The sequence below is a fragment of the Streptomyces sp. NPDC048001 genome (assembly GCF_043203115.1).
GTDB lineage: Bacteria > Actinomycetota > Actinomycetes > Streptomycetales > Streptomycetaceae > Streptomyces > Streptomyces sanyensis.
The window spans coordinates 26,164-52,364 of record NZ_JBIDBN010000007.1; the positions used below are offsets into that span (position 1 = coordinate 26,164).

Annotated in this window: 18 protein-coding genes; 1 reads left to right on the plus strand and 17 read right to left on the minus strand. The window is 76.7% G+C overall.

The window, feature by feature from the left end; translation table 11 throughout:
* Positions 1–18: 18 nt before the first annotated feature.
* The gene (locus tag ACGF15_RS14175; protein ID WP_392798884.1) at positions 19–1,353 is read left to right on the plus strand and encodes an aminotransferase class I/II-fold pyridoxal phosphate-dependent enzyme; all 1,335 of its coding nucleotides are present in this window, start codon (positions 19–21) and stop codon (positions 1,351–1,353) included.
* A gap of 299 nt (positions 1,354–1,652) precedes the next feature.
* Here ACGF15_RS14175 and ACGF15_RS14180 read toward each other — a convergent pair whose 3' ends face one another.
* The 17 genes from ACGF15_RS14180 to ACGF15_RS14260 form a co-directional block, all read right to left on the minus strand.
* Positions 1,653–2,117 carry a Rieske (2Fe-2S) protein gene (locus ACGF15_RS14180; protein ID WP_362613691.1) on the minus strand — a complete coding sequence of 155 codons (465 nt, stop codon included), beginning with the start codon at positions 2,115–2,117 and terminating at the stop codon, positions 1,653–1,655.
* Between the two features lie 140 nt (positions 2,118–2,257).
* Positions 2,258–3,025 carry an enoyl-CoA hydratase-related protein gene (locus ACGF15_RS14185; protein WP_392798886.1) on the minus strand — a complete coding sequence of 256 codons (768 nt, stop codon included), beginning with the start codon at positions 3,023–3,025 and terminating at the stop codon, positions 2,258–2,260.
* A 226-nt stretch (positions 3,026–3,251) separates the two neighbouring features.
* On the minus strand, positions 3,252–4,460 hold the full coding sequence (locus ACGF15_RS14190) for a hypothetical protein (protein WP_376429144.1): 1,209 nt from the start codon (positions 4,458–4,460) through the stop codon (positions 3,252–3,254).
* Positions 4,461–4,552: 92 nt separating this feature from the next.
* Complete coding sequence (locus ACGF15_RS14195) at positions 4,553–6,103, minus strand: amino acid adenylation domain-containing protein (RefSeq protein WP_345615074.1); 1,551 nt, start codon at positions 6,101–6,103, stop codon at positions 4,553–4,555.
* A 251-nt stretch (positions 6,104–6,354) separates the two neighbouring features.
* Complete coding sequence (locus ACGF15_RS14200; protein WP_392798888.1) at positions 6,355–7,719, minus strand: amidohydrolase; 1,365 nt, start codon at positions 7,717–7,719, stop codon at positions 6,355–6,357.
* 75 nt (positions 7,720–7,794) lie between these two features.
* Positions 7,795–9,765: a TOMM precursor leader peptide-binding protein gene (locus tag ACGF15_RS14205; protein WP_392798892.1), complete on the minus strand. Its 1,971-nt coding sequence runs from the start codon at positions 9,763–9,765 to the stop codon at positions 7,795–7,797.
* Positions 9,747–10,502 (minus strand): ABC transporter permease, encoded by a 756-nt coding sequence (locus tag ACGF15_RS14210; RefSeq protein WP_360646997.1) that lies wholly within the window; start codon positions 10,500–10,502, stop codon positions 9,747–9,749. Before ACGF15_RS14210 ends, ACGF15_RS14205 begins: the two co-directional genes overlap by 19 nt.
* A complete protein-coding gene (locus ACGF15_RS14215) occupies positions 10,499–11,467 on the minus strand; it encodes an ATP-binding cassette domain-containing protein (RefSeq protein WP_392798896.1) in 969 nt (322 codons plus the stop codon). Before ACGF15_RS14215 ends, ACGF15_RS14210 begins: the two co-directional genes overlap by 4 nt.
* Positions 11,468–11,533: 66 nt before the next feature.
* Positions 11,534–12,703 (minus strand): metalloprotease, encoded by a 1,170-nt coding sequence (locus ACGF15_RS14220; RefSeq protein WP_392798899.1) that lies wholly within the window; start codon positions 12,701–12,703, stop codon positions 11,534–11,536.
* Positions 12,700–13,833, minus strand: a complete 1,134-nt coding sequence (locus ACGF15_RS14225; protein ID WP_392798902.1) for a lantibiotic dehydratase C-terminal domain-containing protein — start codon at positions 13,831–13,833, stop codon at positions 12,700–12,702. Before ACGF15_RS14225 ends, ACGF15_RS14220 begins: the two co-directional genes overlap by 4 nt.
* Entirely contained in the window at positions 13,821–16,649 is a 2,829-nt protein-coding gene (locus tag ACGF15_RS14230) for a lantibiotic dehydratase (RefSeq protein ID WP_392798905.1), read from the minus strand. Before ACGF15_RS14230 ends, ACGF15_RS14225 begins: the two co-directional genes overlap by 13 nt.
* A gap of 19 nt (positions 16,650–16,668) precedes the next feature.
* Positions 16,669–18,300 carry a nitroreductase family protein gene (locus ACGF15_RS14235; RefSeq protein ID WP_392798908.1) on the minus strand — a complete coding sequence of 544 codons (1,632 nt, stop codon included), beginning with the start codon at positions 18,298–18,300 and terminating at the stop codon, positions 16,669–16,671.
* Between the two features lie 198 nt (positions 18,301–18,498).
* Positions 18,499–20,475 carry a TOMM precursor leader peptide-binding protein gene (locus tag ACGF15_RS14240; protein WP_345615035.1) on the minus strand — a complete coding sequence of 659 codons (1,977 nt, stop codon included), beginning with the start codon at positions 20,473–20,475 and terminating at the stop codon, positions 18,499–18,501.
* Entirely contained in the window at positions 20,465–22,705 is a 2,241-nt protein-coding gene (locus ACGF15_RS14245) for a TOMM precursor leader peptide-binding protein (RefSeq protein ID WP_392798912.1), read from the minus strand. Before ACGF15_RS14245 ends, ACGF15_RS14240 begins: the two co-directional genes overlap by 11 nt.
* 100 nt (positions 22,706–22,805) lie before the next feature.
* Complete coding sequence (locus ACGF15_RS14250; RefSeq protein ID WP_345615033.1) at positions 22,806–24,740, minus strand: BTAD domain-containing putative transcriptional regulator; 1,935 nt, start codon at positions 24,738–24,740, stop codon at positions 22,806–22,808.
* Between the two features lie 435 nt (positions 24,741–25,175).
* Entirely contained in the window at positions 25,176–25,346 is a 171-nt protein-coding gene (locus ACGF15_RS14255) for a thiazolylpeptide-type bacteriocin (protein ID WP_112471283.1), read from the minus strand.
* A gap of 83 nt (positions 25,347–25,429) precedes the next feature.
* The gene (locus tag ACGF15_RS14260; protein WP_392798915.1) at positions 25,430–26,200 is read right to left on the minus strand and encodes a sigma-70 family RNA polymerase sigma factor; all 771 of its coding nucleotides are present in this window, start codon (positions 26,198–26,200) and stop codon (positions 25,430–25,432) included.
* Between the last annotated feature and the right edge of the window lies 1 nt (position 26,201).

Below are 26,201 nucleotides of genomic sequence, written 5' to 3' on the forward strand. Positions count from 1 at the left end.
TAGTGCATAATCATGTTTGTGCTAGGAGAGTATCGGATCAGTGGGCGGCGCGCATCGGAGATCGCCGCGAGCGTCGAGCAGGCGGTGGGCTCCGGTGCGCTCGACCCGGGGCAACTGCTGCCCCCCATGCGGGCCTTGGCCGTCGAGTTGGGCGTCAACCCCAACACCGTCGCCGCCGCCTACCGCACCCTGCGCGAGCGCGGGGTGATCGAGACGGACGGCCGTCGGGGCAGCCGCATCCGCCCGCGCCCGGCCACCACCCCGCGCCACGCCGTCCGGGTGGAGGCACCGCCCGGCGTGCGCGACGTGGGCCAGGGCAACCCCGACACGGCCCTGCTGCCGCCCCTGCACGAGGCGTTCGCCGAGGCCACCCGCGTCCTGGACCGGCAGCCCGTGCTCTACGGGGAGGAGCCGCTGGACCCGGAGTTCGCGCGCCTGGCCCGCGCCTCGCTCGACGCCGAAGGGGTCCCCCCGGGGCCGCTGGCCGCGACCTCCGGTGCGCTGGACGCGATCGAGCGGGTGCTCGCCGCCCATCTGCGGCCCGGCGACGGCGTCGCGGTGGAGGACCCGGGGTGGGGCAGCCTGCTGGAACTGGTCACCGCCCGGGGCTTCCGCGCCGTACCGGTCGGCGTCGACGACGACGGGCCCCTCGCGGCCGACGTGGAGCGGGCCCTCGCGGGAGGGGCCCGTGCTCTCATCGCCACCTGCCGCGCGCAGAACCCCACCGGCGCGGCGATCACCGCGGAGCGCGCCACCGCGCTCAGGGCGGTACTGGGGCGGCACCCCGGCGTCCTGCTCGTGGAGGACGACCACGGCCACGCGATCGTCGACGAGCCCCTCAGGCCGCTCGCCGGGGCCACGGCGCACTGGGCGTTCGTCCGGTCGGTGGCCAAGGCGTACGGCCCCGACCTGCGGGTGGCGGTGCTCACCGGCGACGCGCTCACCGTGGACCGCGTCCAGGGCCGCCTCGGCCTCGGCCCCGGCTGGGTCAGCCGCATCCTGCAGCGGGCCGTCGCCCACCTGTGGGAGACGGGCGGCGTGGACGTGCCGGCCGTGGCCCGGGCGTACGGGGAGCGCAGGGAGGCCCTGCTGGAGGGCCTGGCCAGGCGCGGTGTCCCGGCCCGGGGTCGCAGCGGCATGAACGTGTGGGTCCCGGTCGCCGACGAGACGGGCGTGGTGACCCGGCTGCTCCACGCGGGCTGGGCGGTCGCACCGGGGGCCCGCTTCCGGCTGTCGACCCCGCCCGCCGTCCGGATCACCGTCTCCGGGCTGGACCTCACCGAGATCGAGGAACTGGCCGGTGCCGTGGCCGAGGCGGTGCGGGGCCCCTCCCGGGTGCGGCGCTACGGCTGACCGCTCCCGCGCGGCAGGGCGGGCCGCCGCCCCTCGGGGTCCCGTGCCCCGGCCCCGAGAACGGCGCCGCGGGCGGCCCCCGGCCCGAGGCCCGCAGTTCCGGCTGCGGACCTCGGGGCGCGGCGGCCGCCCGCAGCGCAGGACGGACCGTCCGGGGCGCTGCCGACCCGCGCACCCCGGACGGTTCCGTCGGCCGGGCGCATGCACGCACCACCCTGCGCGCCGCATGCCCCGGCCCTTCGCGTGAGAACGGCGCCCGGATCCGCCCGCTGACCCCGACGGGCGGATCCGGGCCCGCGTCACGCGAGCCTGATGGTGTCCCCCTCGACCGTGATCGACGCGGGCGGCAGCGGCGCGGTCGCCGGACCGCCCTTGACGCTGCCGTCGTTGGCGTCGAACAGGCTGTTGTGGCACGGGCAGGTGATGACGCCCTCGGAGACGTCCTTGACCGCGCACCCCTGGTGGGTGCACTTCGAGGAGAACGCCTTGAACGTGCCGGGCTCGGGCTGCGTCACCACCACGTCGCCGACGACCATGCCGCCGCCCTCGGGGATGTCCGCGGTCTTGGCGAGCACCGTGCCGCCCCCCGCGGCGGGCTCGCCGCCTCCCGTGCCCGCCCCGCCGCCCGCGGGCGGTGCCTCGGCCGACTGCGCGGGGTCGTCCGTCCCGCAGGCGGTCAGGGCGACGGTGAGACCGGCTCCGCCCACCGCGGCCACGACGGTGCGGCGCGTCACGGTGCGTGCGGTCCCCTGCGATCCGGTCATGCTTGCTCCCTCGTCACGGCCGGCCCCGTGCCGGCCCGTTCACCCGGGAGTACGCGCCCGCGGCGGCGGGTGTTCAACCGGCCGCGGAAATCGCCCGCCTCCGTGCGGGCCCCGCCGGGAGGCCCGCACGGCGAAGGCCCTCAGCGGCCGTCGCCGAAGACGGCCGGGCGCTTCTCCAGGAAGGCGCGCATCCCCTCCTTCTGGTCCGCACCGGCGAACAGCGCGTGGAAGACCCGCCGTTCGAAGCGCACCCCCTCGCTCAGCGGGGACTCCAGCGCCCGGTCCACCGCCTCGCGCGCGGCCCGCACGGCGGGGGTGCTGAACGAGGCGATCGCGCGGGCCATCCCGGCGGCCTCCTCCTGGAGCCGGTCGGCGGGCACCACACGGGCGACCAGACCGGAGCGCTCGGCCTCGGCCGCGTCCATGGTGCGGCCCGTCAGGACGAGGTCCATGGCCTTGGCCTTGCCGACCAGCCCCGTCAGCCGCTGGGTACCGCCGATCCCGGGGATCACGCCGAGCCGTATCTCCGGCTGGCCGAAGACGGCCGTGTCGGCGGCGACCACGGTGTCGCACATCATGGCCAGCTCGCACCCGCCCCCCAGCGCATAGCCCGCGACCGCGGCGATCCGGGGCGTGCGCAGCCGGGCGAACCGCTCCCAGCGGCCGAAGTAGTCCTCCGCGAACATCTCCGGTGCGGTCTTCTCCGCCATCTCCCGGATGTCCGCCCCGGCGGCGAACACCTTCTCCGAACCGGTGACGACGATGCAGCCGGTCCCCGGATCGTCGTCCAGGGGCTCCAGCAGGGCGAGCAGTTCGTCCAGCAGCGGGGTGCCGAGGGCGTTGAGCGCCTCGGGGCGGTGCAGCGTGACGGTCAGGACCCTGCCGTCGCGTTCGGTCCTCAGGTACACGGGTGTCCCTTCTGTGCAGGAGTGCGGTCGTGGTGCGGAGCGGGTGCGGGATGCCGCGGTGCGGCCCGCTGCCCGCCCCTTGGTCCCCGGTGGATCGGCGTGCGGCGTCGGCTGCGGTGCATCACGGCCGAGGGCCGCCTTCCCACCGGGTGCAGGCGGGCGGTGCGGCAACGCGGGCGCGGCGCCGCGGGTGCCGTCGCGCCCACCGGGGAGTGCGGGGCGGAGCTCAGGAGTCCCAGATGGCGCCGTAGGCCGGGACGCCGCGGCGCTCCAGGCCGTGGACCACCTGCCAGGTCAGCTTCTTGTTGGAGATGCAGATGACGGCCTCGGCCCCGAACTCCCGGTACACGGACCAGGCCAGCGCCACCATGTCCGGCTTGCCGTGCTCGGCGGTGTCCCACACCACCGCCTCCGGCTGCACCCCGAGGATCTCGTCCACCAGCGCGTCCCCGTAGGTGGCCCGGGGGCTGCGGGTGGCCCACACCAGCCGCGCCGGCACCTCACCGGCCAGCAGGTGCGGCAGACAGGGGCCGATGCCGCTGCCGGTGGCCACGTAGACGACCTTGCGGAACAGCGTCTCCACGTTGGCCACCCCGGCGGTGGTGATGCCCTTGACCCACACCGTCCCGGGCCGGTCGTCGATGAACCGGCCCGTCCAGTCGCCCGCCCGGGAGACGGTCAGCCGGAAGCCGCTGCGCCCGGGCTCGGGGACGTTGGCGAAGGAGTGCCACTGCCCGAGCGGGCTGCGGCTGATCGCGGTGGAGGAGCCCGCGAAGGGCGTCACCCCGTGGTCGAAGCGGGCCAGGGCGACGTGCGGGGACGGCGTCTCCACCGCCACGGGCACCCTGCGCAGGCGCAGCCACGGCAGCGCGACGCTGGCGGTGACCACGGCGAGCAGCCAGAACGCGGGCTCGGCCGGCGGGAACGCGCCCCGCGCCCGCGCGACCAGGAGCGTGTGGGCCCAGAGCAGGGCGAGGGCCGCCCAGCCGCCGTAGCGGTGGATCCGCTCGAAGTGGTCGTGGAAGCGCGCCCGGAAGGGAGGGAGCGCGGTCGCGACGATCACCACGCACAGCACCGCCAGCGCGTACCCGGCGGCCAGCACGGCCGCCGGTGCGCCCTGTGCGGTGGTGACGGCGACGAGGGCCAGGAACCACAGGGTTCCGGCGAGGGCGCCGCCGACGTGCAGTCCGCCGAAGTGGTAGACCTTCGCCAGTGTCCAGCGGACCTTCAGCGGCCAGTGCACGGGTGCGGAGGTCGCGATCCGGAACAGCGCGTTGACCACGTACTGCTGACGGACCACCACCGCCAGCGCCAGGTTGCCGAGTGCCGCGTGGGACAGGCTCCGCGCCCCGACGGCGCCGTCGTCCGCCAGCCCGTACCAGAGCAGTACGAGGTTCCCGGCCAGGACGAGTGCGATCAGCCGGTTGTAGTGCATGAGCCGCGGATGCTTCCAGGCCCGCCGCAGGAGACCGGTGGGCGGCGGCAGTTCGACGGAGCCGGGGGCGGCCCCAGGGCGGACGGCGGTGCTCACGAGGCCACGTCCAGCCCGGCCGTGCGCCGCCGCACCGCCAGCTCCAGCAGCGCCGCCTTGTCGATCTTCCCGCGACCGGTCTGCGGCAGCTCGGCCAGGGCGTGCACCGCCTCGGGCACGCAGTAGTACGGCAGGGCCTCCGCGACCGACCGCCGGGCCGCTCCGGGCGCGACGTCCTCGGGCGTGACGAAGGAGACCAGCGTCCGGTCGTCCACCCTGACCGTGGCGGCCCGCACGCACCCGGGGGTGGTCTCCAGGGCGGCGGAGACCGCGTCCAGCTCCACCCGGAAGCCGCGCACCTTCACCTGGTCGTCGGTCCGCCCCAGGTGCTCCAGCTCGCCCTCCGGGGTCCAGCGGCCCAGGTCGCGGGTGCGGAACATCATGTGCCCCGGCCCGAGGAAGGGGTCGGGCCGGTAGCGCTCGGCGTTCAGACGCGGGGCGGCCAGGTAGCCCGCCGTCACCCCGGCGCCCCCCGCCCACAGCTCGCCCGTCGCCCCGATCCGCACCGGGCGCTGCCGCGCGTCCAGCACGTAGACCGTGTTGTTGGGCGTCGGCCGCCCGATGGTGAGCCGGGCCGAACCGGTGCCGTAGCGCTGCACGGTGTTGACGATGGTGGTCTCGGTCGGGCCGCAGCCGTTGTGGAAGGCGCACACGGACGCCCAGCGGTCCGCGAGCGGCCGGGGGCAGGGCTCCCCGGCCACGGCCACGGTCCGGATCCTCGGGCAGTGGTCCGGGTCCAGGCCGGCCAGGACGCTCGGGGTGGCGATCACCACGTCCGCGGTCCGGGCGGCCTCGGCGAGGTCCCGGCCGCGGATCACCAGTGTCGCCCCGTGGCACAGCGCCCCCAGGATCTCCCAGGCGGCCATGTCGAAGGCGATGTTGAGCAGCTGGGCCACCCGCTGCCCGGGGCCGATGCCCAGGTTCCCGGGAGCGGTGAGCAGCAGGTTGCAGACGTTGGCGTGGGTCACGGCCACGCCGTTGGGGCGGCCCGTCGTCCCGGAGGTGAACAGCACGTAGCACAGGTCGGAGCCCTGCGGCCCGCGGACCGGCCGGAAGCGCGCCGGGCGGTCCGGCAGCGGTTCCGCCATGAGCCTGTCCACGCACAGGACGGGCCGGTCCGGCCGGTCCGCGACCCGGTCCGCGTAGGCGGCGAGGGTGAGCACCGCCGTCGCCCCGGACGCCTCCAGCACATGGGCCAGCTGGGCGGGCGGGGTGAGCGCCGCGTCCTGCGGCACATAGGCCGCCCCCGCCTTCAGGACCCCGAGGAGGGACACCAGCATCGGCAGGCCCCGCCGGGTGAGGACGGCCACCCGGTCACCGGGGCGCACGCCCGAGGCGGCCAGACGGGCGGCGAGCCGGTCCGCCTGGCGGTCCAGCTCGCCGTAGCCGATGCTCCGGCCCAGGTGCTCCGCCGCGACGGCGTGCGGCCGGGCCGCGGCCTGCTCCTCGAAGGCCCGGTGCACCAGGGAGTGGGGCACCGGTACGCGGGGACCCTGGCCGTAGCGCCGGAACAGGGCCCGCTCCGGGGGCGGGAGGGCGTCGAGCACCGGGCCCGACCAGGGGGGTGGGGCGGCCGGTGCCGGTCGTTCCGCCGTCGGATTCACACGCACGTCTGCGGACCTCCTCGAAGGGGAGACGGGTTCCGACGGGAACTCAACTACCGCCTGCGACAAAGCTCCAGAGGTCTACTCCATGCGTCACGGAGTCGTAAGACCTCGCCCCCGCACCCGCCCCCGGGCACCCGGTCCCGCCCTCCGCTCACGGCGCCCGCCCGACGCTCAGGGCACCCGCCCGCCGCTCACGGCACCGGACGCGCCTCCCGCTGCGGCAGGCGCGCGAACCGGTCGAGCACCGCGGCCGCCGCCGCGGCGATCGCGGGCCGCAGCGCGCTGCCGACATGGGGGGCGAAGTACGGCGAGTGGTTGGTGACCGGCGGCGACCCGGCGTCGGGACCCCCGGGGGCCGTCCGGCGCCACTCCTCGGGGCCCACCACCCCGAGCATCCAGTACGCCAGGGGCACCCCCCGCTCCCCGTGCAGCGCCTCACCGGCGTCCCCGAACAGCGGGAAGTCCTCCGCGGCCATCGAGCCGGGCCAGGCCAGCACCCGACCGGACCCCAGCAGCTCCGCGTGGACCCGCCGCACCTCCTCGGTGGTCACCGGGTCGCACCGCAGCGCGGCGGACCGGGAGACCACGGTGATCTCGGGCTCCCGGGGCGCCCCCACCGCGGCGCTCTCGGCCAGCACGATGCGGCGCACCCCGGCCACGGCCCGCTCCAGCGCGGCCCCGCTGGAGGCGCGCACGCCGATGCCGAGCGCCGCGCTCTCGGGGACGACGTTCGCGGCCGTGCCCGCCCGCAGCGTCCCCACGGTCAGCGTCACCTGCTCCGCGGGCGGCGCCCCCCGGGAGACGAGGTCCTGGAGCCGGGTGACCGCGGCGGCCGCCGCCAGCACCGGATCCGCGGTCAGGTGCGGGGTGGCGGCGTGGCCGCCGCGTCCGTGCACCACCACGTCCAGCACCGCGGCGGCCGCCGCCATGGGGGTGCCGCCCGTGCCGTGGGCCACCGTTCCGGACGGCAGCGGCGCGGCGTGCTGGGCGAGCACCGCGCCCGGCCTGCCGAAGCGCTCGTACAGCCCGTCGCGCAGCATGGCCTCGGCACCGGCGAGCGTCTCCTCGGCGGGCTGGCCCACCACCAGCAGCGTGCCCCGCCACCGGTCGCGCAGGCGCGCCAGCAGGTCCGCGGCCCCGGCCGCCGCGGCCAGATGGAGATCGTGCCCGCAGGCGTGCATGGCCTCGCCGCGGGCGGCGTAGGGCAGCCCCGTCCGCTCCCGGACCGGGAGCGCGTCGAGCTCCGCGCGCAGCCAGACGCGCGGCCCCGCGCCGTTGCGCAGCACCCCCACCACCCCGTGGCCGCCCACCCCTTGCGTGACCGCGCAGCCCGCGTCCGCCAGCCGCCGCGCGAAGCGGTCCGCGGTAGCGGCCTCCCGGCCGGAGAGTTCCGGGCGGGCGTGCACCTCCAGATACAGGTCGAGCGCCGGCCGCAGCACGGGCCCGGCCAGCGCGAGCAGGCTCCTCGCCCCCACAGGCGCGGCGCCCTCGGCGGTCTCCGGCGGCCCGGCGGTGCGGGGCGGTGTGCGGGGGGCCTCGTTCGGCGAGGGGGGCATCGGGCGGCTCCGGAGGGACGGCCCGGGCCGTGCCGTACGGGGAGGCACGGCCCGGGGAGGGTGCGGGAAGAGGGGTCAGGGGAACGGGTGCGGGGCCCGCAGGAGCTCCGCCTCGGCGAGGTCCGCGTCGCGGTGGCCGCCGCGGCGCAGCGCGGTGCGCAGCCGGGGCATCAGCAGGGCCCGCTGCCGGTTCCAGCCGAAGTCGATCGGCAGCAGCCCCGGCACCACGGCCGAGACCGTGCGCAGGCCCATCCGCTCCTGTTCGGGCGAGGTCTGGTCGACCACGATCACGTCGTGGCCCGCCCGGACCAGCTCGTCCCCGACCGCCGCGACATCGTCGCGCAGATCGCCGGTGCGCGGGCGCCCGCGGCTCTCCCACCCCTCGTAGAGCTCCCCGAAGGGCCGTGCCTCGGACGGCTCCAGATACGCGCGCGCGTACCGGGCCATCCGGGGCAGCCCGTAGAGCTGGGGATGGTCCTTCAGATGGCGCACCAGCCGGAAGTCGTCGGCCATGGCCTCCAGCTCCGCCCGGCGCTCGGCCGTCTGCCGGGCGAGGTGCGGGATGTAGCTGAGCACCTCCGAGAGCGCCCCCTCCACGGCGGACCGCGGGTCCAGCGAGGCGGCCGCCGCGAAGGACAGGGTGCCCGGGCCGCCGTCCCGCCGCACGCCCACCACCGTCACCGCCGGGACCGCCAGGTCGATCCGGTTGTCGAAGGCCAGCACGTCGTAGCCCTGGAGCGCGGCCCGCTCCACCATGGCCGGGGCCGTCGGACCGCCCACCGTCCCCAGGTCGATGCGCGGCAGCCGGGCGGCCCCGTACCACCCGTTCAGGAAGGCGTCCCGCTCGACCAGTTCCAGCAGTCCGCCCAGGACGGCCTCCTCCAGGCAGCCGCCGATGGCGCAGCCGTTGGAGCACTCGAAGACGAAGGCGTCTCCCGCCACGGGGGCGCTGTAGTACACCAGTCGCGACGGGACCAGCACCTCCCGCCCGTCCCGCAGCGACCAGCCCCGCTCCCAGGGGATGGGCCGCGCGGGGTCGAAGGGCTCGACCGCCGGGTCGTCGCGGTAGGTCTCCGGCGCGTACAGACCGCACTCCGCCGGGTCGACCGCCTTCTCGCCGAGCGCGTCGTAGGAGGCGACCACCGGGGCGGCGCCGCCGCGCCGCCGTGTCCCCGCGTACCGTTCGAGGCCCTCCAGGAAGGCCAGCCGGCGGCTGGCGGCGAAGGAGTTCTCCTGCCCGCTCCAGGTGACGTCGTGCAGTCCCGCGTAGCCGCGCACGAACACGCTCCCGGCCACCGGGGCGGTGGTGGAGGAGGTGACGTCGTTCCACGTGCCCGCCCCCAGGGCGCCGCAGACCGGGTTGGCCAGGGCCTCGGTCGGCAGCGGGTAGGCGGAGGCCGGGCGCAGCCGGTACCCGCCGGGATCGGGCTTGGGGCGCGACGCGAGGACGAGCGGCGGGGTGCCGTCCGGCTCCTCGGACCCGGGCCGTGTGCCGCAGTGCGGGCAGAGCGGGTCGGCGAGCAGCGGATACGTCCGGACCAGCAGGGTGGCCAGGTCCAGCCGGGTCACCTGCGGCAGCGCCCGGTCCGCCGGGTGCTCGGCGGGGGGCGCCGCGCCCGGCCCGTGCAGCAGCGCCTCGCAGAGCGCGTGCACCGTGTCGCGGACGTGGCCGGTGAGGAGGGGCCACGCACCGGCCGGGCGGGGCCCGTCGGGGCCGCCGGTCTCCAGGGCGTCGCGCTCGCTGCGGCTGCGCAGCCGCTGCCAGCGCACCGCCAGGCAGCGGCCGCAGGCGGGTGCGCCGCCGTCGCCGCCCCAGGGGCCCAGCAGCACGGCCGAGGCGGTGAGGTGGACCCGGGCCGCGGGGCGGACCGCAGCCCAAGGGTCCGGGGCACCCCCCGCGTCCGCACCGGCTGCGCCGACCGGTACGACCCGGGGGGCGGCCCCGGCTCCGAAGCGGGCCTCCAGGCCCGCCTGGAGAAGCGCGCGGGCCTCCTCCATGGGCTGCGGCAGCAGCCCGGGCGCGGCGCTCACGAGCTCTTCGTCCATCGGAAGGCGCGTGCCGCGAGGGCCGCGAAGACCAGGGCGAACACGAGCAGTCCGGCGCACCCGGTGCCGATGTCCCCCAGGTCGCCCCGGCCGACCAGTGCCGAGGACACCGCGTCGTTGAGGTAGCGCAGCGGCAGGACGAGCGAGAGGTTCTGCAGCCACCCGGGCATGGCGTCCAGGGGGAAGAAGGAGCCGGAGAGGAAGGCCATGGGCAGCATCAGGAAGTTGGCGATGCCGGCGACCGACTCCGGGGTGTCGGCGATGCTGCCGATGACCACCCCGAGCAGCATGAAGGTGGTGACGCCGAGGGCGAGCACCGGCACCAGCAGGGGCCAGCGGCCCGCGGGCACCAGGTCGAAGCCGGGGAGCATCGCCACCCCGACGAACAGCAGCGACTGCACCAGCCCCACGCCCAGCGCGAGGACGTAGCGGGAGCCGATGACGGCGGACAGCGGCGCGGGCGACATCCGGATCATCCGCAGGATGTCGTCCGCCCGCCACTGCATGAGGGTGAAGCCGATGCCGAAGACCGCGGCGTTGGCGACACCCCAGGACAGCACGCCCGAGGCGGTGTAGGAGAGATACGAGAACCCGCTCTCCTCCACGTCGCGGCCGCGGAAGACGAGCCCGAAGACGACGAGGAAGACCAGCGGGAAGGCGAAGGTGAAGAAGAGGGTGGTCCGGTCCCGGACCTGGGCGCGGTAGCCTGCCGCGGTCAGCGCGGTGTAGGCGCTCATGCCTGCTGCTCCTGGTTGTCCGTGCCCGGTGCGACGGAGGTGTGCCGGGCGGTGAGTTCGAGGTAGACGTCCTCCAGGCTGGGCGTGCGGGTCTGCACGCCGTCCAGGCCGGTCAGGGCGTCGAGGGCGGCGAGCACCCGGCCCGTGGCCCGGGTTTCCAGCACGAGGTGGCCGCCTCGCACGGCGACGGCATCGACCCCGGGGAGGTCCGCGGCCTGCTGCTCGTCGATCCGCCCGAGCGGGACCAGCAGCCGGCTGGTGGCGCCGAAGGTGCCGATCAGGTGCTGCGGCGCGTCGGTGACGACGAGCCGGCCCGCGACCAGGATGCCCACGCGGTCGCAGAGCGCCTCGGCCTCGTCCAGGTGGTGGGTGGTGTAGACGATGGTCCGGCCCGCGGCCTTCAGGCCCCGCAGGACCTCCCACAGGTCGCGGCGGCCCTCGGTGTCGAGCGCCGCGGTCGGCTCGTCGAGGAAGATCAGCTCGGGGCCGTGGACCAGTGCGGAGGCGATGGCGAGCCGCTGCCGCTGTCCCCCGGACAGGTCGTCGACGCGCACGTTCCGGCGTTCCGACAGGCCCACTGAGTGGAGTGTGGCGTCGACGGCCGAGGGGGCCGCGCCGAACAGCGCCGCGACGGTGCGCAGGTGCTCGTGGACGGTCTGCCGCACGAAGAAGGCGGAGGACTGGGTCTGCACGCCCATGCGCGGCAGCAGCTCGGTGTTGCGAGGCCAGGGCGACTCGCCGAACACCGCGACCGACCCGGAGTCGGCCCTGCGCAGTCCCTCCATGATCTCCACCAGGGTGGATTTGCCCGCCCCGTTGGGGCCGAGCAGCCCGAAGAATTCGCCGCGTCGGATGTCCAGCGTGATCCCGTCCACGGCCCGCCGCCCGCTATAGCTCTTGGTGACGTCGGCGACCGCGACGGCCGGCGGGGCCTCGCCGTCCGGGCTGGGGTGGGTGGTGCTCATCGGTGTTACCTCATTCATCGGTGTGCGGGTCGTTTCCGGGGCCGGTGGCGGGCGGACGGGGAGGGGTCAGCGGAGCAGCAGCAGGACGGTGACCGAGGCGAGCCCACCGGCCGCGAGCAGCACCAGGGCGGTGGCCGCGGCGGCGTAGCCGGCGTACAGCCGCCGTGCGCGCGGGGAGTAGGCGGCGACGGCCCGGCGCCCTTTGCGCCGCAGGGACAGGTAGGTCCGGGTCTCCGGGGCGAGGCGGGCGGCGCCCGCGGCATGGCCGAGCATCCGGTAGCCGTCCAGGGGAGGCAGCGGCACCAGGTTGCTCAGGGCCTGCACGACGCCGATCCACAGCACTCCCGCGAGCACCGGGCGGGCGGCCCCGTCCGGGTCGAGCAGGGCCCACCACACGGCGAAGGGCAGCAGGAGCAGCAGGTTGACGTAGGCCCCGGCCGCGGCGACCACCAGCTTCGCCCGCAGACCCGGCAGGAACAGGTAGTCGTCGACCCGGCAGTACATGATCACGGCGGGGAACCGCCAGCGCACCCCGATCTCGGAGACCGTCCCGCCGTAGTGCCGGGCGGCCACCCCGTGGGCGAGTTCGTGGAGGCCGATGCTGCACCACAGGAAGAGGGCGAACGGCAGCAGTGCCCAGGGCCGGGAGGCCAGCTCCGGCACGCCGTCGAGCAGCGCGGACGGGGTGGCGAGTACGGCGGCGGACATCACGGCGACGGCCGCGACCAGCGGCAGCTGGACCCACGGGCGCAGCAGCGGGCGCAGCGTCCGGTGCAGGCGGCCCGTGGTCGCGTGCGCGTCGGCGACGGTCCTCCTGCTGCCCTTGAGGAAGGTGCCGGTGCGGGCGGGCGGCGGCTCCGGGGGCTCCGGGTCGGGGGAGCCGTCCAGCAGCCCGCGGCTGCCCAGCAGACCCAGCAGCCGGGTCCACTGCTCCTCGGGGAGCCGCAGGCGGAAGCGCTCCGCGTACGCGGCGACGACGTCGTCGAGTGTCCGGGTGCCGTCGAGCCGGCTGATGACGAAGTGCTCCTTCGGCCCGACCTCGAAGGCGGCCCCGCTGACCGGGTGGCGGATGAGGTGGACGGTGCGCGGACCGCGCAGCAGCGGCGGGCCGATCCGCACACCGGCGCGCAGGGCGGGGCGGTAGGCGCGGGCGGCGCCGGACAGCCCGGCCGCGGCCCGTCCCGGGGGCCGGTTCCCGGACGGCGCGCCCGGGTGGGGGGCTTCGGCCGCGCTCACGGGGCCTCCTGCCGTCCGCCCGCCGTCTCGCGCAGCACCCTTCCCAGCATGAAGGCCAGGTAGGCCTCGTCCCGGATCGTCACATGCAGCCGGTTGTTGGTCATGTGCATGTACGGCGACAGCAGGCGGGGGAGGACCGCGGGCACATGGGTCGCGGTCACCAGGGGTGCCGCGTCCCGCTCCTCGGGGCGCTCCTGGCCGGTGTCCTCCCGGGGCGGCCCGTCCCAGGCGGGGAAGGCGAGCGCGCCGCGCTCGGTCAACTCGACCACGCGGTCCCTCAGTTCGAGGCAGTGCTCCGCCCAGCCGCGGAGGAAGGGCGGCAGCCGGGCCGGCTCGCCGTCGGCCAGGGCCCCTCTGATCCGGGTGAAGCGGGCCCCCAGGTCGGGCGCCATGCGCGCGTAGGCGCGCTCGTACTCGGTCGAGCCGATGAAGCCGGTGCCGGGGAACAGCCGGTGCCAGAAGGCGTAGTAGGAGTCGAGGTAGTCGGCGAGCCGCCGCTCCTCGGGCAGGAAGCAGGCCGCCATCACCATCATCAGCTGCGCCGAGGTCCCGAGCAGCACCGTCCGCAGATGGAGGTTCATGCTGCGGTACGCCTCCAGGACCAGGTCGCTGGAGTGGCGGAAGTGCCACTCGGCCAGCTCCACCCCCGCCGGCCCCCCGTACTTGGCGTACTCGGGGGCGTAGGGCTCGTAGGAGAAGGAGTTGTTGGGCCGGAGGTTCATCCGGCCGTCCTCGCCCATGTAGCGGGCCCGGTCCTCGCCGGGGAACTCGATGTCGAACAGCGCGTTGTAGAAGTCCTTCAGGAAGCCCGAGTCCACCTCGTACAGGGCGGGGCGGGTCTTCAGGAAGTCCGTGACGGCCTCCTCGGCGCGCCGCCGGACCTCGGCCTCCGCCCCGGGCCCGCTGGGGCGCAGGCGCAGCCTGACGTGCGGGCCCTCCAGCCAGTAGGTGATGAAGAAGTAGCCGGAGAGCAGGCCGTCCCCGGTGAGCCGGTCCACCAGCGGGCGGACGCAGCGGACCAGCAGCGGCTGCGGGTTGGCGGCGTAGTAGATGTGCAGGGCCAGCCAGGGCGAGGGCCCGTCGCCCTCGGGCGCGGGCCGGAACGCCGCGGGTTCGGTCAGTTCGGGCATGAGGGTGCGACCTCCGGAGGGGACGGCGGCAGAGGGCGGGTGGTGAAGGTCTCGACGGCGAGTTCGGCGACGTGCCGGCCGTGCCGGGAGACGAGGTGGAGCCCGTCCTCGGCGGGGAGCATCTCCCGGAAGACCACCCGGGTCCCCGGGGTCCGCTCCACCTGGGCGTCGAGGGCGGTCAGGGACAGCGGGCTGTCGAAGTCCACGTAGACGGGCTTGGCCCCCGCGGGCCCCCCGCCCGCGGGGGAGGCCGTGGCGAAGCACCGGTCGGGCAGCCCGTGGGCGCGCTGCCAGCGCCGCCACGCCAGGTAGCCCTCCTCCTCCCGGGCGTCGCTCCGCCGGGCGGGAAGCGACTTGGCCTCCGCGGTCCAGCTGCGCCGGGACACCACCACGTCCCCGTGCCGGACCCGGGGCCTGCGGGTGACCCCGCCGACGGCTTCGCCCTCGGGGACCCCGGCCCACACGTCGAAGGGGGCCATGGTGCTGGGGGAGAGCAGCAGCAGGGTGCGGGGGATCTCGGGGAGGGCGATGGGCACGAGGTAGCCCAGGTAGACCGGGACGACCTCGCGTCCCAGGCGTCGCGAGCGAAGCACCAGGCGCCCGGCGGCCGGATCGTGCTCGACGTAGAGGTCGTCGAGGTGGATCCGGGCCTCCTCGGGGCCGGACGCCGTCTCCCCGGGGCAGACGATCCGGTGGTCGGTCAGGCGGCCGTGCAGGTTGAGGTTGCTGCTGACGGGCCCTCCGGTGACCTCGGCGAAGACCGCGCCGTCCGGCTGCCGGGCGGCCGTCTCGGCGCGCAGGGCGCCGGAGAACGGGCCGTCCGCCCCGTCCGGGGCGGCGGCCTCCGCGCCCGCGGTGTCGAAGAGGTGGGTGAACCGGCTGAAGGGGAAGGCCAGTCCGCCGTAGGACTTGTTGAGGACGATCCGGCCCGGGCCCCCGGGCGGCCGGGACAGCTGAAGGTGGTGGCACTGCGGCACGAACGGGCCCGCCAGGGTCGCGAGTCGGCCGGCGGTGGCCTCCAGCAGCGGCGCGGGGAGTTCGATCTCCTCCGCCGTGCCGGCCCCGCCGGCACTCCACAGGGCGCGCATGCCCGCGTGGAAGTGGGCTCGCGCCCCGTCCAGGGCCCGCATCTCGTCCTGCCCGAGCCAGTTCTCCTCGGGCCGGTAGTCGCCGTTGCCGTCGAAGGGCGCCCGCTTGGCCGTGAAGGACACGTACTGGTCGAAGAAGTCCTCGTGGAAGTCGTGCACCAGGCCGAGCAGGTCGTCGCAGCGGCCGCCGGGGCCGTACCGGGCGAGGAAGAAGCCCAGCAGGGTGATGCGCTGGGGGAGCGTCAGGTCGAACAGCGGCAGGATGCCCTCGACGGCGCGCAGGGACCGGCCCGCCTCCCCGCCCAGCACGCCCGGGCCGCAGCGCAGCTCCCCGCCCGCGGCGGCGTCCTCGTACACCAGGGTCTGCGGCAGCGCCGGCTTCTCGGCGCCCAGCTCGCGCTGGGCGCCGAGAAGCCCCTCGCGCAGGGCCGACAGCAGGGCGCGGCGTTCGCCGACCCCCGCCGCCGGGTAGCGGGCCAGGCAGTCCGCGGGGCCCTCCAGCAGGGCGGCCAGCCGCTCGGCCCAGGGCACCGACAGGGAGCGCAGGGCGTCCTGGTAGCCGCGCAGCGGGTCGGGTGAGTGGACGTCCGTCACCAGCAGCGGCACCTGCACCATGCCCAGGTCCAGCAGCGCCGAGGCGTACCGCTCGCACGCCTCGCGCCCCGCGTCGTGCTCGGAGGCCAGCCAGTCCACCAGCTCCCCGTGCCGGACGCCCCGGTCACGGCCGCCCAGCCATTCCAGCAGGCGGTCCAGGGTGCCGCTGCGGCGCAGGAAGAACAGCCGGTCGCGGACCGCGTCGAAGGTGACGGCGGCGGTGTCGTCGCCCGCGGTCGTCACATGGCGCACATAGCGGATCCGGTCCGCGTCGTGCACCCAGCCGGGGGAGAGGACCACCGGCAGGTCCCGGCGGCGGGCGGGGTCGGCGGTGATCAGCTCGGTCAGCCGGGTCAGCGCCACCACGTTCAGCCGTACCCGGCTGACCCACTCGCCGTCGATGCGCAGCGCGGCCCCGTCGTCCTCCGGCCCGCCCTCGAAGGAGCCGAGGCCGATGCCGGTGAAGGTGCTGAAGGGGCTCGTCTTGCAGGCCGTACGGTACACGTACGCCAGCGCGGAGCGCTCGATCTTGCGGAGCCGGTTGCCCGGCCGGTCGGCCGTGTCGCGCAGGTAGGCGTCCAGGCGTGCGTCGAGTGCGGGCGAGGCCAGCAGCAGGCCGCCGCGCAGCCGGCGGTCGGCGAGCAGCTCGCGCAGCGCACGGCGGTTCCGGCGCAGTCCGCCGGCGAGCAGCTCCGCTCCCTCGGCGCGCAGCCGCTCCAGGCGGGCCCGGTCCTCCAGCCAGCGGGCCGTGTGCCGTCCGGCCTCCTCGTCCAGCCCCGCGACCAGCGCGGCGGCGGCACCCGGGTCGGCCGGGAGCCGGCTGTTGAAGACCTGGCGGCGCAGGGCCAGCAGGGCGCGGCGCGCGGCGGCGGCGTCCGGGCCCCCGTCCGGTGCGGTGGTCGACTTGACCAGGGTGTGCAGCCGGTCGCTCAGAGCCGCTCCTGCCGCGGCCAGCCTCTCCTCCTCGGCCAGCACGGTCCCCGACCAGCGGCCCGCCTCGGGGCAGCGCAGGGCGTGCACGGACTCGACGGGCAGGCCGGCCGCGCGGAGGACGAAGCGCCTGCCGGGCTCCCAGCGGGTCCCGGCCCCTTCGGTGGCGCCCGGGGCGGTGCCGCCGGGCTCTGCGGGTGTCATGGGGAAACCTCCGGTGCCGTCAGGCGATCTCGTAGCGGAAGTCGGCGGACCCGGGCCGCTCGTGGCCGAGCGCCATGATCAGCAGCGGGGCCTCGTCGCCGCCGTCGAGGCCGAGCCGCTCGGCGAACGACACGTTGTCGAAGCCCAGGGCCACCCCGGCGCCCAGCCCCAGGGCGGCGGCCGCCGTGTAGAAGGTCTGGGCGACGGCCCCGGCCGTGCCGACGGCGAGCCGGTAGCCGCGCTCGCCGAGGGCGTCGAGGACGGCCGTGGTCCGCACGGTGGGGACCAGGACCGCTCCGGCCTGCTCCAGGTTGTAGTTGGACAGGAAGTAGTTCCGCTGGAGGAACGAGCCCTGCGGGCCCGCGGCCAGCAGGCGCAGCTCCCCGGCCTCCGGGTCGTAGGCGTACGCCCCCGGAGCCAGCCCGTCCACATGGTCGGCGAGCACGTACAGCCCGGCCGGGCGGACCGCGCCGGAGGGGTCGGTGTCACCGGCCAGCCGGGTCCCGGCGCAGGCGGCCAGTACCGCCGACAGGTCGCCGCCCCCGAGCGGGCGCCTGGCGTCGAACCTGCCGAAACTGGAGCGCCGCAGCCTCAGGGCCCGGCGGACACCGGTGTCCGGGAAGCGCGGCGCGGGCAGCGGGACCCGCTCGCCGCCGCCCGGTACGGGCCTGGCCGCGGCGGCGGCCAGGGCGCCGGGGGCGGGGCGGCGGTCCGAACCCTGGAGCGTCGCCCCGTGCATCGCCTCCAGCGCCGCGAAGTCCAGCAGACGGCGCGAGCGTTCGCGGTCCCGGTGGCGGACGGCGGGCCGGTGGTCCGGGGCCGCCGGGCCGGGCGCGGGCGTCCGGGGCGCGGGGCCGTCCCAGTGCAGCGGGACGACGGCGAAGACGGCCTCCTCGCCGTCCGGCGCGCCGAGCAGCCGGCCGAGCCGGGGCTCGTCGAACCACAGCACCGGCGCGAGCCGCAGCCCCCGGGCGGCGGCCCAGATCCGCCAGGTCTGCACCAGGGTGCCGAGGTCCGTGCAGACCACGTGGAAGGAGAAGCTGTTGTACTTGAAGGAGTTCTGCCAGTACTTGACGCTCAGCACCAGGTACTGGTCCGTCGCCAGGGCCTCGGCGGGCGCGTCGGGGCCGAGCGCCTCGCGGACCTGGTCCGTCACGTCCCCGGCCAGCAGCCGCTGCAGGGCGTGGCGGTGCACGTCGTAGTAGTGGAGCCCGGGGGTCAGCGGCCCGGAGGGGCCGCAGGCCCAGTGGATGCCCACCGGGTACAGGCCCCCGCCGCCCGCCGTGCCGCGCGACCAGTTCGCATGGGTGTAGAACGGCAGCCCCGGCAGGTCGGTGTTGGCCTGGATGCCCAGCCGGCGGCCCGTCAGCCCGTAGGAGTCCTTCAGCATCGCCGCCAGCAGGGGCAGGCTGAACCCCCGCGCGGTGCCGCCGCCGGGGCCCGCGGCGTCCGGGGCCGCGTCCGGCAGCAGTCCCGGCGCGACGGGCACGTCCGGGAGGTCCGCGGTGCCGGGCAGGGCGAAGGCCTCGGCGTGCGGGTAGTACTTGCCCTTGCGCGGGCCGTCGGCCCAGTCCACCACGTGGTCGGTGGGCTCCATCGGGACGCGGCCGCGGTGCAGGACGGCGTGCGCGTACTCATGGGCGTACCCCACGGGCTCCCCCTCTCTCGGGTCGTCTCTCCGGCCGTCCGGCCGGTCTTCCTCGGGTCGGTGGCGCGCCGGCCGCGTGGCCGGACGCGTGGCGGTCGTGCGGGCGGTGGCCGGACGCGTGGCGGTCGTGCGGGCGGTGACCGGACGTGCGGCGGTCGTGCGGGCGGTGGCCGGACGCGCGGCGGTCGTGCGGGCCGCCGGTCACGGGAACGGGTGGGGGCCGGGGTTCAGGTCGCCCTCGGCGAGGTCGTCCGGCCGCAGGCCCGCCTCGCGCAGCGCCGTGCGCATCCGCGGCATGTGCCGGGCCCGCTGCCGGGTCCAGCCGAAGTCCAGCGGCAGCAGCCCGGGCACCAGCACCTTCACCGTGTGCAGCCCGAGCGCCCGCTGCTCGGGTGCGGTCTGGTCGACGGCGACCACGTCGAACCCGGCGGCGGTCACCGCCTCCACCGCGGCGCGCAGGTCCTCCCGCACGTCCGGGCCGGAGCCGTCGGCGCGCGACCAGCGCAGGTCGCCCACGCCCAGCGGCTCGGGGGGCGAAGGACGGCGCAGCAGGAAGTCGGCGTGGCGGCCCATCTCCGGCACCGCGTAGACCAGCGGGTGGTCGTGCAGGCTGGTGATCCTCCCGAAGTCCTCCGCCATGGCCCGGTACCCGGCCTCGCCGCGCCGGAAGCGCTGGAGCAGCTGCACCGAGTCGGTGGCGATCTCGCACAGGGCGGCGGCCAGCGCCGCCTCCGGGTCGAGCGAGGCGCCCGCCCCGAAGCACATCCGGCCGGGGCCGCCGTCGTGGCGCTCGGCGACCGCGGTGACCACGGGCACGGGGAAGGTGATCCGGGTGTCGAAGAACCGGGCCCGGTACCCGTACAGGGCCAGCCGCTCGACCATGACCCGGGTCCGCGGGTCCGTGCTGCTGGCCGGGTCGATCTCGGGCAGCGGCTGCATCCCGTGCCAGGCGAGCAGGAAGGCGTCCCGCTCCAGCACCTCCATCAGCCCGCCGAGCAGGGCCTCCGCCAGACTCCCGCCGGACGCGCAGCCGTTGGAGCTCTCCTGGACGAACCGGTGCTCGATCCCGGGCTTGTGGTAGTAGGCGAGGACCTCGGGGACCGGACGGGGGACGCCGTCGCGCAGCGACCAGCCCCACACCCAGGGGATCGGGCGGTCGGGGGTGAACGGCGGCACCCAGGGCTGGGACCGGTGGAACGCCTCGGTGTACAGGCCCGTCTCGCGCGGGTCGACGGCGGCCGGTCCCAGTTCGCTGAGCGGGGCCGTGAGGGTGAGGGCGCGGCCGCGGGCCCGCATCCCGGCGAACCGCTCCATGCCCTCCAGCACCCCGATCAGGGTGCTGGCCCGGTAGGACGCGGCGTGCCCGCCCCAGAAGGTCTCCCGGAGGTACTCCCCCGAGCGGCTGGAGAAGCACCCCACCGTGGCCGCCGTCGTGGGGGAGGTGACGTCGCACACCACCGAGGGGCCGACCGCCCCCCAGTGCGGGTTGGCGAAGGCGTCCACCGGCAGGCCGTACGCCTCCACCGGCCGGACCCGGGCGGTCCCCGGACGGTGCTTGGGAGCGGGCCCGATGTCCAGGGCGGCCGCCGCGGCGGTCATCGGCTCGGGCACGGCGCACCGGGGGCAGTCGGGCTCCGGGACCAGCGGATGGTGACGGACCGTCAGGTCCTCCAGGTCCACCAGCCACACGTCGGGAAAGGGCCCGGTGCGCTCCGCCTGCCCGGCGCCCGACCGGGCCCCCGGGCCGTCGTCCCGCGCCGCGCCGATCCGGGCGATCAGGGCCGCCACGGCCTGCGCGGCGAACGGCACCCGGTAGGGCCAGGCGCCCGCCTCGCGGGTGCCGCCGCGCAGCTCGACGCCCTCCCGCAGGCCGACCGAGCGCACGGCCTGCCACCGGCGCCGCAGGCAGGTGCCGCACCCGGTGCGCCCCGGCACCGGCCAGGGGCCGACCAGCGCCTGCCTGCCGTAGAGGTGGACGGGCAGGGCGGTGTCGGGGACCGGCGGCTCCACGCCCTGCGGGCCCCCCGGGGCGAAGGCGTCCCGTACGCCGAGCGCGGCGACGGCGACCTCCGGGAGCCCCGGCGCCGACCCGGCCAGAGCGGCGCGCAGGTCCCGGGCGAACAGGCGGCACGCCTCGTGCCTCGGGCCCCCGGCGGCCTCGCGGAGGTCAGCGGTCATCGTCCGCCGCCCTGGTCAGCAGGACCCGCACGGTGTGGACACCGGCCGCGGGCAGGTCCTCCGCGTGCGTCGGGACGACCAGGGCGTCCCGCCCCGCGGCGGCCAGCCGCCCCAGGACGTCCGACCAGGAGGCCGCGGCCTGCCCGGCCGCCTCCTGCCCCGCCGTGACCGGGACGAGGGCCGCGTCGAGGTCGGCCAGCAGCGGATCACCGGTGTCGGGTGCCCCCAGCACCCCCTCGGCGGCGAGCTGGACCACGCCCAGCAGGTCGCGGAGGGCGTCGGTGGCCGCGGCCGCCCGCCCGAGGGCCGCCCCGACCGCCCAGCGCCCCTCCTCGCCCGCCGCGGACGGCCGCGCCCGGGCGAGGACCACCGTGACCGCCGTGCGCTCGGCCTCCCCGAGGTCGAGCAGCTCCACCTCCAGGCCCAGATGCGCCGCGGAGCGCAGCAGGAAGGCCGCCTCCGGATCGTCGGCGAGCACCGCCGGGGGGATCACCGAGGTGCGCCCGGTGCCCCGCACAGCGCGCAGCAGCGCCTCGTGGGAGAGCGCCGACAGCAGCCCCGCGGCCGCGGCCTCCGGCAGGCCGCCGCCCGCCCCCGCCCCGGCCCGGGACGGCTCGAAGCGGCGGTCCGCGTTGTCCGGACCGAAGGGCCGCACGGCCCCGGACGGCACCCGGACCTGCTCCTTGGTCAGCAGGGACACCGCAAGGCTCCAGGAGGCGACGGGATCGCCCCCCGCCCCCGTGGCCGTGGTCAGCGCCTCGGGGGCCGTCCGCACCGCGCCGTCCGCGCCACCGGGCGCGGGGACGGCCGGCACCACGTGCTCGGCGTAGACCTCGGCCGCGGCGTTCAGGGCCCGCAGCCGCGCCCCCGCGGTGTGGTGCACGTCGAACGCGGCGACGGTCCTGGTCCCCGCCGGCCCCAGTCCCACCTCCACGGCGCCGACCTTCAGCGGGGTCTGGGTGACGGGCTCGTCCGCGTACCGGGTGAAGACGCCCACCGAGGGGCGGACGGCCACCGCGCGCCGGTCGAGTTCGGCCAGCGGCCCCTCGGTCGCGCCGTCGTCCGGGGCGGCGGCCACGACCGGCCGGAAGGCGGGCCGCCCGGGCGCCGCGGCCAGGTCGACCGGTTCCGGGGCCCCCCGCCCGGTCCGGCACAGCGGACAGCGCGGATGGGGCAGCAGCCGCTCGGCCAGGACGTCGAAGGAGGCCATGTCCTGGAGCAGTACCCGGTCCCGGGTCTCGGCGGGAAGCGCCTCGGTGACCAGCCGGAACACCTCGTAGCCGAGGAGGTTGCCGAGCATCGCGGCGAGCGGCCCGCGCGGCGCGGCCGCCCGCCCGGCCCCCAGCGCCACCCCGCTCCAGAGCTCCGCCGCGACGGCCGCGTCCCCCGTCGCACCCAGCCGCAGGGCGGCGCAGGCCACGCATCCGGCCGCCCCCGGGGCGCCGGCCGGACCGACCACGGCCCGGCCGCCGAAGGTCCAGGCGGGCACCAGCAGGCACCCCTCCGGCACGCCCTGCCCGAGCAGCGCCAGCGAGGTCGCGAAGGCGTCGTCGCCGCATGCGGCGACGACCACCTCGTACCCCTCGTAGGCCGCCCAGTCGCCCGCGCCGCCGGGCCCCGGGGGAGGCAGCACCGCCACCTCGGCGGGACTCCCCTGCCCGGTGAGTTCGACCGCCTCCGCGCGGAGCCGGTCGAACTCCGCCGCGGTGGCGGGCCCTTCGGCCAGTGCGGTCTGCACGCCGACGCGGGCGCAGCCGTTGCGCACCAGGGACAGGGCGCACCAGCGGGCGACGTCACCGTCGCCGAGGACGGCGACCCGCGTGCCGCGGAAGCGGGCGAACCTCCCCTCCGCGCCGTCGGCGTAGTGGTCGAGGTAGGCGATCTGCTCCGCGAAGCGCTCGGCCACCGCGGGCTCCACCCGGGCTCCTTCCGCCGCCGCGGAGGGGTCGGGCACCGGCCGGGCGAAGCCGCGTGCGTAGAGGGCCTTGACCAGGCCGCCCACCATGGCCATCTGCGGATCCCCGAACCCCGCGCAGATCTCCGCCACGGTCCGGTTCCCGTCCAGGTGCGGGACGAGGAGGGTGGCGAACCGGTAGGCCGAGGGCGAGCTGAACTGGAAGCCGCCGTCCGCGTTGTGGAAGACCACACCCTTGGGGGTCTCGGTGAACAGCACGTCGCGGCGCACCCTGGGGCGGGTGTCCGCGGTCTCCTCGTACGGCGTCATGGGCATGCGGGCGTGGCACCTCCGGGTCGGGGCCTGGGCGGCCGCTCGGGTCTGTACGGGTGGGGGGCGGGCGCAGCACGGAGCGGACCGTGCGCACGGCCGCTCGTCAGGGGGCGGGCGAGGGCAGTGCGCGCCGGGCCGCCGCCGACGACCGGGAGGGCCCGGCGGCGGTCCGGGCGGTGCGGCGCAGCGCATGGGCGCGGAACAGCGGGTTCATCCGGAAGGCGCCGGGCTGCTCCTCTTCCAGCAGCCCCGTGTCGAGGAGGCGCTCCAGCAGCTCCTCGGCGTCGGTCTCGGCCAGCGACAGCGCCGAGCCCGCGGCCGCCGCCGTGATCCGCCCCTCGCAGCGGGCCAGCCTCAACTGGGCCTCGGCCAGGGGCGCGGGCAGCCGCCCGAGGGCCTCGTCGAGCGCCAGCGGCACCGACATCCGCGGATCGTCGGGCAGGGCGAGTCGGGCGGGCAGGTCCCGGTGCAGCCATGCGGCGTAGTCCGCCAGGCGCAGCTTCGGGCGGGTCAGCAGCCGGGCCGCGGCGATCCTCAGCGCCAGCGGGACGTGCCCGCACGTCTGCGCCAGCTCCCGTGCGGCGGAGGCCTCGGCCCCCACCCGCTCCGCTCCCAGGACCGCGGTGAGCAGCGCCTCGGACTCGGGGGCCGTCAGCGCGCCCAGCTGCAGCACCCCCGGGGCGTGGGTGGCGACCAGGGCGGCCAGCCCCATCCGGCTGGTGGCGACGACGGCACCGCAGCCGGGCACGTCGAGCAGTTCCCGTACCTGGTCCGGGTGCACCACGTCGTCGAGCACCACCAGGCAGGGCCCCTGCCCGGGGCGGGGGAGCGCGGCGCGCAGGGCCGCGGCCGCCTCCCCGCCGGGCCGCGGCATGCCGTCGGGCCCGGTCAGCGGCACCAGCACGCCGCCCCCGGGGTAGCGGTCGGCCACCAGCTGCGCGGTGTGCAGGGCCAGGGCGGTCTTGCCCATGCCGGGGCCGCCGGAGACCACCGCCAGCACCGGGGCGGCCTCGGCGTGACGGCTCCCGTGGGCGCTGCCCAGCAGCTCCGCCAGGGCGGCGGTCTCGCGGGAGCGCCCCGTGAAGCCGGGGACGGCCGGGAGCCGGGGCACCGGGGCGGCCGTGCCGCCGGGGGCGGGGAGCGCCCCGGCGGGCGGGCGGGCGCCGGAGGGGAGCGCGCCGGGGGAGGGGAGCGCGTCGGCGGGCTCGCGTACCGCCGCGGCCGCGGGAGTCCGCGGGGCGGCCCCGGGTGCCGCGGGGGACGCGTGGGGTGCGCGGGTGAGCGTCGCCGTCAGGGCCGGGCCGCCGGGTTCGTCGCCCCGCAGGATGGCCAGCTCCAGGGCCTGCAGCTCGGCACCCGGGTCGACGCCGAGCTCCTCGCGGAGCCGTGTCCTGATCCTGCGGTACTCCGCCAGCGCCTCGATCTGCCGGCCCACCCGGTACAGGGCCCGCATCAGCTGGGCGGCGAAACCCTCGTGCTGGGGGTGGGTGCGGGTGGCCTCCCACAGGTCCACCAGGACCTCCCGGCCGCGGCCCCGGGCCAGTTGGATCTCGCAGACCCGCTCCAGGACGCGCAGGCGCTCCTCCACCAGCCGGGGCACCTCGTCGCGGTGCAGCAGCTCCGAGGGGACGTTGGCGAGCAGCGGACCCTGCCAGAGCCCCAGAGCCTCGCGCAGCAGGGGGAGTTCGGACTCGCCCGCGGAGGCGGCCCGGTCCGCCAGCCGACGGAAGTGGAGCAGGTCCAGGGTGTCGCCGTCGGCCGGCACCCGGTAGCCTCCCGCGACCGCCACCACCGCCTGCTCCTCGATGTCGTACTTCGCGAAGAGGCGGCGCAGGCGCAGGACGCAGCTCTGCAGGGCGGCCTTGGCCGTCGCGGGCTGGTCCTCGCCCCAGACGGCCTGGCGCAGCCGCTGGGCGGGCACCACCTCCCCGGGCCGGACCAGCAGGGCCGCCAGCAGCGAGGTCGGTTTGGACGGGGGCAGGACGACCACGTCGCGCCCGTCGGTGATGCTGAGCGGGCCGAGTAGTTGAAAGCGCAATGGAGTTCCCCCGTCGGTCGACGACTGCCGCACCGGTGCCTTACGGCACCAGGGAGCGCGCTCCTGCCTCCGCGGGCCCCCGCCAGGGTGCCGCGGCGCATGTCGGAACTCGGCCTCCCCTCTGGCCAGGGCAGGCCGAAACGCGTGTGGCGTCGTCCTCACGCAGTCGCTCGGTCGTGCGACAGGGGTGAGTTTCTACCGGCGTAGAACGGGGGTCAAGGGGGGTCGGGCAAACACACAGAGAGGGCCGGACGTACCGGATCGTGCGGCCCAACTCGACTGGAAACGACCGGAGTCAGGGCAAGGGGCGCGGCCCGCGAACGGTCCCCCGCGACCCCCGCGACCGCCCCGTCCCGGGCATGGCGAAGGCCCGGTCGGCGCCCCTCCCGGCGAGGGGAGCGGAGCCGACCGGGTGCTGCCGCACCGGACGCGGTGTCAGGCGGAGCAGGAGGTGGTGCTGCAGGTGGAGCTGGAGGTCGAGGTGGAGCTGGTGCTGGTGCAGCCGGCCAGCACGACCTCGCTGGCGTCCGAGTAGTCGGAGATCTCGAAGGTCTCCGCCTCCAGCTCCAGGATCTCGTCCGCGAGGGTGCTCAGGTCCTTGCTCATGGTGCCTCCCGATGCGTCGGGGCGGAGCGCCGCCGGCCGGCGGCTTCCGCCGTGTGCCTTGCGGCCATTCCAGCCCACCCCGCTCACCGTTCGGCAGCCGTTCCGCTGGCATCCCGCTGGCATCCCGCTGACGCGGCGTGCCTGCGGAGGGCTCCACCGGTCCCGGCCCGGTACGGCAGCGGGGCGCGGTGCTTCCCGGGGGCGGGGCCGGCGTCCGGTGCGGCCGCCGGGCGGGCGGCCGCACCGGCCTCCGGGCCGGTGTCCGCCAGCAGGCCGGCCAGTTGGCTGCGGGCCCGGGAGACGCGCGAGCGGATGGTGCCGACGGGACAGCCGACCGCGCTCGCGGCCTCCGCGTACTCCAGGCCGAGCACCTGCGTGAGCAGGAAGGCCTCCCGCCGCTCGACGGGCAGCAGCGCCAGCAGCTCCGCCAGCGCGACACCCTCCTCGAAGCCGGGCACGCCCGGCGGCCGGCTCCGCTCCGCGGCGGCCTGCCAGTCGCGGTCCGAGAGCCGGGGGCGGGCCGCCGCCCGCCGGAGGCTGTCCACGACCGTGCGCCGCGCGATGGTCAGCAGCCATGTCCGCGCCGAGGAGCGGCCCTCGAACCGGGGCAGCGACGCCAGCGCGCGCACGAACACGTCCTGGGTCAGATCGTCGGCGGACTGCGGGTCGGCGCTGAGGTGCACCACGTACCTGCGCACGTCGTGCTGGAAGGCGCGGACGAAGCGGTCGGTGCCGGCCGGGTCGCCGTCCCTGGCGCGCAGGGCCAGTCCGGTGGCCTCCGCGTCGGATTCGGGGGTGTGCCGGGACGGCCTCCGGCCGTCGGGACGGCAGGGGCCGGGCAGGGCAGGGGTCATT